General features: G+C 64.4%; 13 protein-coding genes. 7 read left to right on the top strand and 6 right to left on the bottom strand.

The features are described from left to right. Positions 1–230, top strand: a 230-nt coding sequence (locus WBB14_RS06390) for a hypothetical protein (protein WP_424239085.1), incomplete at its 5' end; no start/stop codon positions are given. An 81-nt stretch (positions 231–311) separates the two neighbouring features. On the opposite strand, the gene guaA is transcribed toward WBB14_RS06390, so the two are convergent. Together guaA and guaB are read right to left on the bottom strand one after the other, a co-directional pair. Next, on the bottom strand, positions 312–1,904 hold the full coding sequence (guaA, locus tag WBB14_RS06385; RefSeq protein WP_424239084.1) for a glutamine-hydrolyzing GMP synthase: 1,593 nt from the start codon (positions 1,902–1,904) through the stop codon (positions 312–314). Between the two features lie 117 nt (positions 1,905–2,021). Then, a complete protein-coding gene (gene guaB, locus WBB14_RS06380) occupies positions 2,022–3,482 on the bottom strand; it encodes an IMP dehydrogenase (protein ID WP_013394369.1) in 1,461 nt (486 codons plus the stop codon). A 192-nt stretch (positions 3,483–3,674) separates the two neighbouring features. Between guaB and WBB14_RS06375 the strand changes: the two genes are divergently transcribed. Further along, on the top strand, positions 3,675–4,319 hold the full coding sequence (locus WBB14_RS06375) for a DUF2239 family protein (RefSeq protein ID WP_424239083.1): 645 nt from the start codon (positions 3,675–3,677) through the stop codon (positions 4,317–4,319). 63 nt (positions 4,320–4,382) lie between these two features. On the opposite strand, the gene WBB14_RS06370 is transcribed toward WBB14_RS06375, so the two are convergent. Then, positions 4,383–4,976: a LysE family translocator gene (locus WBB14_RS06370; protein ID WP_424239082.1), complete on the bottom strand. Its 594-nt coding sequence runs from the start codon at positions 4,974–4,976 to the stop codon at positions 4,383–4,385. A 119-nt stretch (positions 4,977–5,095) separates the two neighbouring features. On the opposite strand from WBB14_RS06370, the gene WBB14_RS06365 reads away from it, so the two are divergent. Together WBB14_RS06365 and WBB14_RS06360 are read left to right on the top strand one after the other, a co-directional pair. Then, a complete protein-coding gene (locus WBB14_RS06365) occupies positions 5,096–6,046 on the top strand; it encodes a GlxA family transcriptional regulator (RefSeq protein WP_424239081.1) in 951 nt (316 codons plus the stop codon). Between the two features lie 121 nt (positions 6,047–6,167). Then, the gene (locus WBB14_RS06360) at positions 6,168–6,548 is read left to right on the top strand and encodes a DCC1-like thiol-disulfide oxidoreductase family protein (protein WP_013394373.1); all 381 of its coding nucleotides are present in this window, start codon (positions 6,168–6,170) and stop codon (positions 6,546–6,548) included. Positions 6,549–7,001: 453 nt separating this feature from the next. Here WBB14_RS06360 and WBB14_RS06355 read toward each other — a convergent pair whose 3' ends face one another. After that, a complete protein-coding gene (locus WBB14_RS06355; RefSeq protein ID WP_424239080.1) occupies positions 7,002–7,721 on the bottom strand; it encodes a carbonic anhydrase in 720 nt (239 codons plus the stop codon). A 192-nt stretch (positions 7,722–7,913) separates the two neighbouring features. On the opposite strand from WBB14_RS06355, the gene WBB14_RS06350 reads away from it, so the two are divergent. The 3 genes from WBB14_RS06350 (at position 7,914) to WBB14_RS06340 (ending at position 9,384) form a co-directional block, all read left to right on the top strand. Further along, on the top strand, positions 7,914–8,126 hold the full coding sequence (locus tag WBB14_RS06350) for a hypothetical protein (protein WP_332016017.1): 213 nt from the start codon (positions 7,914–7,916) through the stop codon (positions 8,124–8,126). 164 nt (positions 8,127–8,290) lie between these two features. Then, the gene (locus WBB14_RS06345) at positions 8,291–8,782 is read left to right on the top strand and encodes a hypothetical protein (RefSeq protein ID WP_424239079.1); all 492 of its coding nucleotides are present in this window, start codon (positions 8,291–8,293) and stop codon (positions 8,780–8,782) included. 2 nt (positions 8,783–8,784) lie between these two features. Further along, complete coding sequence (locus tag WBB14_RS06340) at positions 8,785–9,384, top strand: OmpA family protein (RefSeq protein ID WP_424239078.1); 600 nt, start codon at positions 8,785–8,787, stop codon at positions 9,382–9,384. A 27-nt stretch (positions 9,385–9,411) separates the two neighbouring features. Here the strand turns inward: WBB14_RS06340 and WBB14_RS06335 are convergent, their stop codons facing one another. Both WBB14_RS06335 and WBB14_RS06330 read right to left on the bottom strand, forming a co-directional pair. Next, on the bottom strand, positions 9,412–9,912 hold the full coding sequence (locus tag WBB14_RS06335) for a RidA family protein (RefSeq protein WP_424239077.1): 501 nt from the start codon (positions 9,910–9,912) through the stop codon (positions 9,412–9,414). An 8-nt stretch (positions 9,913–9,920) separates the two neighbouring features. Next, the gene (locus WBB14_RS06330; protein WP_424239076.1) at positions 9,921–10,892 is read right to left on the bottom strand and encodes a Bug family tripartite tricarboxylate transporter substrate binding protein; all 972 of its coding nucleotides are present in this window, start codon (positions 10,890–10,892) and stop codon (positions 9,921–9,923) included. Between the last annotated feature and the right edge of the window lie 20 nt (positions 10,893–10,912).

Below are 10,912 nucleotides of genomic sequence, written 5' to 3'. Positions count from 1 at the left end.
CGGTAAGCATCGAGGTTTTTCCTCCTGTTCTTGACGGCTTTTACCGTCAGGGGTCAGGAGACCTGCTGATGCCTGGAAAGCCGCATGAAACAAGCTTTCCAGAGGAGACATTTACCGTCAAAGACCGGTTTGGTCTCAATAGTAAACGGGAGGGTCTTAATCAGACCTCCAGTTCTTACCGTCAGTTCTACCGCCAACCTGTTTTGCTGGCCGGCGATAGCCACCGATAGCTTCCGCGACGTATTTCTTTCTAGATCAATACGTTACGGCAGTTTTTCGATAGTTGGCGATAGTCCCTGAAGGACCTGATTTCACTCCCACTCGATCGTCGCAGGCGGCTTGCTCGACACGTCATACACCACGCGATTGATCCCCCGCACTTCATTGATGATGCGCGACGAAACCCGCGCCAGCAGCGGATGCGGCAGCGGCGCCCAATCAGCGGTCATGAAGTCGAAGGTCTGCACCGCACGCAGAGCGACAACGTACTCATAAGTACGCCCGTCGCCCATCACGCCCACCGACTTCACCGGCAGGAACACCGCAAACGCTTGCGAGGTCAGTTCGTACCAGGTCAGGCCGCTGGCTTCGTCCTTGGTGTTGCGCAGTTCTTCGATGAAGATCGCGTCGGCGCGGCGCAGCAGTTCGGCATATTCATGCTTCACTTCGCCCAGGATGCGCACGCCCAGGCCGGGGCCGGGGAACGGGTGGCGGTAGACCATCTGCGGCGGCAGGCCCAGGGCCACGCCGAGTTCGCGGACTTCGTCCTTGAACAGTTCGCGCAGCGGTTCCAGCAGTTGCAGGTTCAGCGTGTCCGGCAGGCCGCCCACGTTGTGGTGCGACTTGATGGAGGTGGCCTTGCCGGTTTTGGCGCCCGCGGATTCGATGACGTCGGGATAGATCGTGCCCTGGGCCAGCCACTTGGCGCTTTGCTGCTTGCCGGCTTGTTCCTGGAACACTTCGACGAATTCGCGGCCGATGATCTTGCGCTTGGCTTCCGGATCCGCCACGCCTGCCAGCTTGCCCATGAACTGGGCGGTGGCGTCGACGTGGATGATCTTCACGCCCATATTTTCGGCGAAGGTCTGCATGACCTGCTTGCCTTCGTCCAGGCGCAGCAGGCCGTGGTCGACGAACACGCAGGTGAGCTGGTCGCCGATGGCCTTGTGGATCAGCGCCGCGGCAACAGAGGAGTCCACGCCGCCGGACAGGCCCAGGATGACTTCGTCCGTGCCGACCTGCTCGCGGATGCGGGCGACGGCTTCGGCCACGTAGTCGGGCATGTTCCAGTCGCCTTCGCAGCCGCAGATCTCGTTCACGAAGCGGGCCAGCATGGCCTTGCCCTGGACGGTGTGCGTGACTTCGGGGTGGAACTGGACGGCGTAGAACTTGCGGTCCTCGTCGGCCATGCCGGCGATCGGGCAGGACGGCGTGGAAGCCATCAGCTTGAAGCCCGGGGGCAGCTCGGTGACCTTGTCGCCGTGGCTCATCCAGACCTTCAGCATGCCATGACCTTCGGCCGTGGCAAAGTCTTCCAGGCCTTCCAGCAGCTTGGTGTGGCCATGGGCGCGGACTTCGGCGTAGCCGAATTCGCGGTGGTCGGAAAAGCTGACCACGCCGCCCAGTTGCTGCGCCATGGACTGCATGCCGTAGCAGATGCCGAGGACGGGCACGCCCAGCTCGAACACCGCATGCGGCACGCGCATGGAGCCTTCTTCGTAGGCGGAGGCGTGGCTGCCGGACAGGATGATGCCCTTCAAGCCTTGCGCCAACTGATCGCGCACGAAGGCGTCGTCGACGTCGCCGGGGTGCACTTCGGAATAGACGCCGGCTTCGCGGACGCGGCGGGCGATCAGCTGGGTGACTTGCGAACCGTAGTCGAGAATGAGGATGCGCTGGTGCATGGAGACTCTACCGGTAAAGAATAAAACCGCAGTAAATAAAACCGCACCGGCAGAACCGCTGATTCATTTGCGGTTCTGCCGGTGCGCGATGCATGACATTGTAGTTGACTGTACGGATCAGTCGGCGCGGTAGTTGGGCGCTTCCTTGGTGATCTGTACGTCGTGCACGTGGGACTCGCGCACGCCCGCGGAGGTGATCTCCACGAATTCAGTCTTGGTGCGCATGTCGTCGATGGTGGCGCAGCCGCAGTAGCCCATCGAGGCGCGGATGCCGCCGACCAGTTGGTAAATGATGGCCAGCACGCTGCCCTTGTAAGGGACGCGGCCTTCGATGCCTTCGGGAACCAGCTTGTCGGCGTTGTTGGACGGATCCTGGAAGTAACGGTCGGCGGAGCCATCCGTCATGGCGCCCAGGCTGCCCATGCCGCGGTAGGACTTGTACGAACGGCCCTGGAACAGCACGACTTCTCCCGGAGCTTCTTCGGTGCCGGCGAACATGCCGCCCATCATGCAGGCGAAAGCGCCGGCCGCCAGGGCCTTGGCGACGTCGCCCGAGTAACGAATGCCGCCGTCGGCGATCAGGGGCACGCCCGTGCCTTCCAGCGCCTTGGCGACTTCGGAGATGGCATGGATTTGCGGCACGCCCACGCCGGCGACGATGCGGGTGGTGCAAATGGAGCCGGGGCCGATGCCGACCTTGACGCCGTCGGCGCCGTACTCGACCAGCGCGCGCGCGGCGGCGGCGGTGGCGATGTTGCCGCCGATGACTTCAACCTTGGGGTAGTTCTGCTTGACCCAGCGCACGCCTTCCAGCACGCCCTTGGAATGGCCGTGGGCGGTGTCGACGATGAGGACGTCGACGCCAGCCGCAACCAGCTTTTCCACGCGTTCTTCGGTGCCGGCGCCCACGCCGACCGCGGCGCCCACGCGCAGCTGGCCTTGGGCGTCCTTGCTGGCCATCGGGTGTTCGGTGTTCTTGACGATGTCCTTGACGGTGGCCAGGCCACGCAGTTCAAAGCCGTCGTTGACGATCAGCACGCGCTCCAGGCGGTGCTTGTGCATCAGGGACTGCGCCTCTTCCAGCGTGGCGCCTTCCTTCATGGTGACCAGGCGTTCCTGCGGCGTCATGATGTTGCGCAGGGGCTGGTCCAGGTTCTCTTCGAAGCGCAGGTCGCGGTTGGTGACGATGCCGACCAGCTTGCGCCCTTCGACCACCGGCAGGCCCGAGATGCCATGCTGGCGCTGCAACGCGATGGCGTCGCGCACCTTCATCTGGGGGGTGACGGTGACCGGATCGATCACGATGCCGAATTCGTGGCGCTTGACGCGGGCGACTTCACGCGCCTGGGCGTCGGCGGACAGATTCTTGTGGATGATCCCGATGCCGCCCTCTTGCGCCATGGCGATGGCCAGACGCGATTCGGTGACGGTGTCCATGGCGGCGGACACAAGCGGGATGTTCAGGCTGATATTGCGAGTGAGGCGCGTAGCCAGGGAAGTGTCGCGAGGCAGGACCTCGGAATACGCAGGCACCAGCAACACATCGTCGAAGGTGAGCGCTTTTTGTACGAGACGCATGGGTAACTCCGGGCGCAAAGCAAGATTATACGCCGCTTGGGTGTTTTGCCTAGGTGTTGTCCCTAGGTTGGCGGGGATATTTCTATACGTCGCAGTGGCGGATTGCCGCCTCGCAATATTTTTACCCGGATATATTGACTTGTATTTTTATCCGGATCATAATTCGCTTGTGATTTTTATCCGGGCAAAATAATGAACCAACTATCCGTACCCCGTCACACCGATCCACACACTGCCTTCGCCGGCTACCGCATGCTTGCCACTGGCCCCCTGGCCGACGTGGCGCTCGCCGTCAAACAGGCCATGGACTCGGGCAGCGACGCCGCCATACTGGTGTTCGACGATCAGACCGGCAAGCAGGTCGACCTGGATCTGAGAGGCGACTCCGCCGCCATTGCGGAACGCCACCGCGCCCGTGTCGAACCGGCGCCCCTGGCGGCCGAAATGCCCGACGTGGCGGCAGCCGACGAGGCCCAGCCGCGCGGCAGGGGCCGCCCCAAGCTGGGCGTGGTGCCACGCGAAGTGACCCTGCTGCCGCGCCATTGGGACTGGCTGGCCGCCCAGCCCGGCGGCGCTTCGGTCGCCTTGCGCAAGCTAGTGGAACAGGCTCGCCGCGACAACGAGGCGCAGGACCGCCGGCGCGAACGCCAGGAAGCCGCCTACCGCTTCATGTCCAGCATGGGCGGGAACCTGCCTGGTTTCGAGGAAGCGACGCGGGCGCTGTATGCCGGCGACCGCGAGCGCTTTGCGCAGCAGATCGCCACGTGGCCCGAGGATGTGCGCGGCTATGCCATGGGCCTGGCATGGGGCGACTCCAGCGACAGTGTCACGGCTTGATCCCAACCCCGAATTGGGCGCGGCGCGCTACCGCCGCGCGCTTGCCGCCAGGGCCGCGCGCCATCAGCGCAGCATCGGCCACAACGTCAGCGCCAGCAACGCCCCCATGGCGATGTTGAACCACTTCAGGCGCCCGGGCTGCGCAAGGAATCCGCGCAGCGCCACGCCGAAGCCCGCCCATAGCGATACGCTGGGCAGGTTCACCAGTGCGAACACCAGGCACATCCAGGCCAGCGAAGCCCAGGGCGCCGTGGCGTCGACATAGACCGCCACCGAGGCCAGCGCCACGATCCATGCCTTGGGGTTGATCCACTGGAACAAGGCCGATTCCATGAAGGTCAGCGGCCTGGTCGATGCCTGGCTCGCGCTGATCGAACGCGACAGCGCGATGCGCCAAGCCAGGTACAGCAGGTAGGCCGCCCCACCTATCTTCAGTGCCACGGATAACAGCGGCCAAGCCTGGAACAGCGCCCCCAGGCCCAGCCCTACTCCCAATAGCAATAAGGTAAAGCCGACGGTAATCCCCAACACCTGGGGCAACGTCCGGCCGAAGCCGAAGTTGGCTCCCGAAGTCATCAGCATGACGTTGCTGGGGCCCGGCGAAACAGAGGTCACGAAGGCGAACACCGTCAGGGCAAGCAGATTTTCAATGGACAAGACCAGACTCCGGTGGCACGCGGCGCACGTTTGGCGCCGACGATCAGACAGCGGCATTGTGGGTCCGGGCTGGCCTTATTAATATTGGCGGTTTTGACATCTTTGATAGCGTTCTTGCCATGAAGATCCAGATCCTGGCCCTGGAGGGCGTGTTCGATACCGGCCTGTCCGCCATCCTGGACGTGTTCGCGACGGCCAATGAGCTGTCGCCACTGCTGCCCGCCCCCGTACAGCCGTTCGAGGCGCGGGTGGTCGGCATGCGCCGCAAGGTGCGCACCTCGCAGGGATTTGGCGTGCCTGTTTCAGGCAGCCCGGACCCGTCGGACACGGACTGGCTCGTCATCCCGGCCATCGGCTGCAAGATGCCCGAAACGCTGGTGCCCGCGCTTGCCCGCGCCGACGTGCGCGACGCCGGCCGGATGCTGCGGGAACGCGGCCCTGGCGCGAACACCGCCGCGGCCTGCATCGGCACCTTCGTGCTGGCGGAATCGGGCTTGCTGGACGGCCACAAGGCCACCACCACCTGGTGGCTGGCGCCGTTGTTCAGGCAGCGCTATCCGGCGGTGGACCTGGAGGACGGGCACATGCTGGTGCGTTCGTCGTCGCTGCTGACGGCGGGCGCGGCCTTGAGCCACATGGACATGGCGCTGTGGCTGGTGCGCCAGGCCAGCCCCGACTTGGCCGCGCTGGTGGCGCGCTATCTGATCGTGGACCAGCGGCCGGCGCAATCCGCGTATGTCATCACCGACCACCTGACGCATGCCGAGCCGCTGGTGCAGGGCTTCGAGCGCTGGGCGCGCGCGCATCTTGCGCAAGGATTCTCGCTGGATGCCGCGGCGCAGGCGCTGGGCGCCAGCAAGCGCACGCTGGCGCGCCGCACGCAGGAAGTGCTGGGCAAGAGCCCACTGTCGTTCTTCCAGGATTTGCGCGTGGAACGCGCCGCCCATTTGCTGAAGACCAGCAACTTGTCGCTGGAGCAGATCGCGGCGCAGGTCGGCTACGCCGACGGCGTCACGCTGCGCAACCTGCTGCGCCGGCGCCTGGGCCATGGTGTCCGCCAGATGCGCTGATGTCCCCGCACCCAGCCCGCGTCCGCGATGCAGGCGGTGGGCGCGTTCAGCGATATGGGTTTTAATCGGAGATAAGCGGCGGGCGCGCTTTTCGCGCCTGCGCATTTCCACACGGTGCGTCATGGCCATCGCAAAGAACTTCCTGCTCTACGACGGAGACTGCCCTTTCTGCTCGAACTACGTGCGGATGCTGCAATTGCAGAAGGCCGTCGGCCCCATCGATCTGCTGAACATGCGCGACCACCCCGACCTGGCGGTGGCCTACAAGGCGCAGGGCTACGACCTGAACCAGGGCATGCTGCTACACCTGGACGGCCAGGACTATTGGGGCGCCGACTGCATCAACCGGCTGGCGCTGATCAGCACCGGCAACGATTTGTTCAACAGCGTCAACGCCGCCGTGTTCCGCAACCCCTGCCTGTCGACGGCGCTCTACCCGTTCATGCGCACCGGCCGCAGTCTGGCGCTGACGCTGCTGGGCAAGAAGAAAATGCAGATGTAGGCGCGCTGGTCTGCCGCCAAGCTGGCGTGCAGGCATGGAGTCCGATTGACGACAACACGCGCTAGGCCGCGCCCATCGCTCTTGCCAGAGGCTCTTCGGCCATTTGCGCATCCGCATTGGCGTCACAGCGACGCCACCCCGATGCCGGGTCGCGCTTGTCGTGGAGATAGTCCCAATCCGTGCCGCACACCGCGCAGGTATACGCTTGTTGCTGCACGCCCCGCGGCGTCTCCCCAGCTGACCGCACTACGCCCAGGCTGATCAGGTCTTCATGTCCGGGCGTATCGCGCCGATCCGTTACGATAGCCTCGCATTTTTTGCACGCCCCCATGCCCCTTCCCCTTTCAATATCCTTTCAGCGGATATTACGAAGGGAAAAATGTTTAAAGCTCAGCAATTCTCACCGTTCCGGGGCCGGCCGGCGCTGTCGTTCGGCCAACCCCGGCCGCTGCGTCAGACCAACGTCACCTTGCCCGTGGCCAGGCTGTACACGCCGCCGACCACGCCCAGCTTTTTCTGCTGCACCATCTCCTGCAAGAGCGGCTGCGCGTTCTTCAGGCGATCAACCGCCATGCGCACATTCTCCTGCACGGCCGCGGCCATCAGATCCTTGGCGCCCGACTTGCTCGCGAGTTCGACGGCGGGCTTGATCGCGTTCACCAGGGCTGGCAGATGGCCCGGGAACTCGGTCTTGTCCTTCCATGCCTTGATGGTCGCGTCCACCGCGCCGCAATTGTCGTGGCCCAGCACAAGGATGAGCGGCGCGCGCAGCACCAGGGTGCCGTACTCCAGGCTGGCGAGGCCGTCTTCGTTCACGAAGTTGCCAGCCACGCGCACGATGAACAGGTCGCCCGAACCTTGGTCGAAAGCCAGTTCGGGCGCCACGCGCGAGTCCGAACAGCCCAGGATGGCGGCGATCGGCTTCTGCTTTACGGCGCGGGCTGCACGTCCGGCGGAGAAATCCCGCATGTTCGGCTTGTTGGCGGCGTAGCGGGCGTTGCCGGCCATCAGGCGTTTCAATGCCGCGTCAGGACCGATATCGTTTGTGGGCACGGCGGCCTGGGCAGCGCCCATCCAGCCCGAGGCGCCGGCCGCTGCCATTGCAGCAGCACCGAACAGCAAGCGGCGGCGATTGAAATGCAGGGGATTGGCGCAAGAGGAACAGTCGCACATGAGGCTCTCCTGAAAGACGAACGTCTAGGAAACCAGCGCATGACCATTTTGCCGCTACCGCGACGCCCGCGCCTCAAAAATAAGGGTGGAGGCCCCTGAAAGAGTCTGTCGCAATTGCCGCTTGAGATACAGGCACCCCAGGCGTAACGTGGAAGAGCGGCATAAGCCGCGTCACCTGCATAGGTACGCACCATGACGCCCAACACTCCCCACCCCAAACCGGCCCAGGCCGCGCCCGATTCCGGCTCGCCCGACACACACTCGCCGCCGCATGCGGAAAAGGACCGGGCCCGTGCCGACCATCAGCACGAGGAAGCCCGGCGCAAGGCCCTGGTCGGATCCCAGCACAAGGAAAACACGCGCAGCGTCGCCGCGCCACGCTATCACGGGCACCGCGGCGGATGACGCTCCTGCTGGCTAGATTCCGTAACTTCTTGGAAAAACATCAAACTGCAATAAGCGCCTGAAAGTCGGACCATCACGTGTTGGACTTTGGATGGGACCAAAAGCATGAGTCCTCGTCCGGATGCCCTGCCCTGAATGGTTTTCAACGACAGAGGATGCTTATCGTGATTCCTATCAGAAAGACCGCCGCCGCCTGTGCGCTGGGCGCCTTCATGACCCTGGCGGCGGCTGGCCAGGCTGCTTTTGCCCAAGCCCAGGCGAACGCCCCCGCGCCCCTGGCTACCGGCCTCACCGACTCCGGCGCCGCCGAAGGCCAGGTGGTCGAAGCGGTGCGCAGCGGCGACATCCTGTCCATCAAGGTACGGTTCAAGCCCATCGTCATGGGCAAGACGGAGATGCTCTATCCGCAGATCAGCAAGAGCGACTATGAAAACAGCTTCTACGTCGTGGCTGGCAACAAGAAGCACCTGCTGCTGAGAGACAGCAACGACAAGCCGCTGACCAATCCCAAACTGATGATCAGGACCGAGAAGGACGCTCCGATCGCCGGCTCCTGGCAGGGGAAATTCCCCGCCCCGCCCAAGGAGATCAAGGAGGTCTCGCTGACGATACCGAGCGTCGAGACCTTCGACGCCATCAAGATCACCGACCGCTAGCCATGGCCGGCTACCCGGGCTCGTCAACTCTGCTGGCCGCGGCGTTGCTCGCCGCCGCCGGCGGCTCCATGGCGCAGGAGCCACCCTACAAGGCCGAGATCCTGGATCTGCAGGCCACCATCCTGGACCTGAAGGGGTTGCCTTCCGACGCCAGCGGCGGCATCTCGGACCTGAGCTCGCAGATAGACGGACTCGCTGCGCGCCACGACGGCCTGTCGGTGCGGCAGGACAAGAATGCCGTGACCGTCGCCATGCTGGGCGACGTGCTGTTCGACTTCGACAAGACCGCCATCCGCCCCGCCGCCGAGCCTACGCTGCGGGACATCGCCAGCCTGATCAAAGCCAGCTCGGCGGGCACCGTCGCGATCGAAGGACATACCGATTCCAAGGGATCGGCGTCCTACAACAAGGACCTGTCCCTGCGCCGCGCCCAGGCGGTGGCGCAATGGCTGGCAAGCCACGGTGTGGACAAGGCTCGTCTGATCGTCAAGGGATTGGGCGATACCCAGCCGATCCAGTCGAACCGGCTGGCCAACGGCTCGGACAATCCTCAAGGGCGGGCGCAGAACCGGCGGGTGGAGTTCGTGCTGCCCAAGCGCTGAACAGCACGGCACGGGACCGATCCCGCGTCAGCGGGCCGGGTCTCGCGACTCGGCCGCAACGGTCAAGGCCACGTCCATGCTGACCAGCACCGGCGCGTTGCGCGGCAACTCGCGCACGCCGATGACCGAACGCGGATGCTCGCCCTGGCGTCCGAAAATCGCCACCAGCAGTTCCGATCCGGTATCGGCGATGGCGGATAGCCTCGTGCTGGCGCGCTCACCCACCTGGAAGAAGTAGTTGACGCGCAGTATCTGCTCCACCGCATCCAGGCTGCCCTGCGCGTGATGGGCGACCCATGACAGCGCATGCAATACACACAGGCGCACCGCCTCGCGCGCCTGCGCTTCGCCGACCTGCTCGCCTATGGCGCCTTGAACCAGCAACTGGTCCGCGCTGAGCTTGGGAATCTGCCCGGCGACATACACCGTGCTGCCGTGCCGCAGCGCCGGCAGATAGGCATAGTGCGTGGGCGTGGGCTGTGGCAGGGCCAGCCACAAGGCCCGCAAACGCGCATCGGCTCCGCTCATGACGTTCCTCAGAGGCTGCCGGGCAGGAAGTTGACCTGCTTGGCCAGCGTCGCCCAACGCTTGTTCTCGGCCGCGACGAAGTCGGTGAAGGCCTGGGCCGAACCGCCCTTGGTGCTGACGCCCTGCTCTTTCAGGCGCGAGGCCACTTCGGGCGACTGCAATGCGCGATTGAAGTCCTGGTTGAGCTTCTTCACCACCGCCTCGGGCGTGCCGGCCGGTGCGACGATGCCTTGCCAGGACGTGATGTCCATGTCCGCCAGGCCGACTTCCTTGTAGCTGGGTATGTCCGGCGCGGAATCTATCCGCTCGGACGACGTGACCGCCAAGGCCCGCAGCTTGCCGGCCTGGACGTGGGGCAGCAAGGTAATCACCGGATCCAGGATCAGGCTGATATGTCCGCCCAAGAGATCGTTGATGGCGGGCGCGCTGCCCTTGTAGGGAATGTGGGCCATGCGGATACCGGCGCGCTGCTTGAACAGTTCGCCTGCCAGAAAGGTGGAACTGGACGCCGAGCCGAAGGTCAGCGTATCCGGCTTGTCCTTTGCATAGGCGATGAACTCCTTCATCGTCTTGGCGGGCACGGCGTTGCCGGTGGCGATGATGTAGGGTTGGTCGGCCAGCAGGATCACGGGCGCGAAGTCCCGCGTGGCGGAGTACGGCAGGCTGCTGTACTGCAATTCGTTGATCGACATGATCGGCAGGTTGGCCAACAGCAGCGTATAGCCGTCCGCCGGCGCGCGGGCCACGAACTCGGCCCCGATGATGCCGCTGGCGCCGGGCTTGTTCACCACCAGCACTGGCTGCTTGACGTCCTGCCCCAGCTTTTGCGCGACCGTGCGCACGACCAGGTCGGCCACCCCGCCCGGCGGGAACGGCACGATGATCTGTATGCTTTTACTGGGAAAGTCCTGCGCGCTGGCGTTGCAGACGGCGCCCAGCGCCAGCGTGGCGCACGCAAGGATGCGAATGGCGTTCTTCATATAAGTGCTCCGAGATTAAG

The sequence above is a fragment of the Achromobacter sp. genome (assembly GCF_049647645.1).
GTDB lineage: Bacteria > Pseudomonadota > Gammaproteobacteria > Burkholderiales > Burkholderiaceae_B > Achromobacter.
Note: the sequence above shows the minus strand (reverse complement) of the source record. Positions and strands in the feature narration are given on the sequence as shown.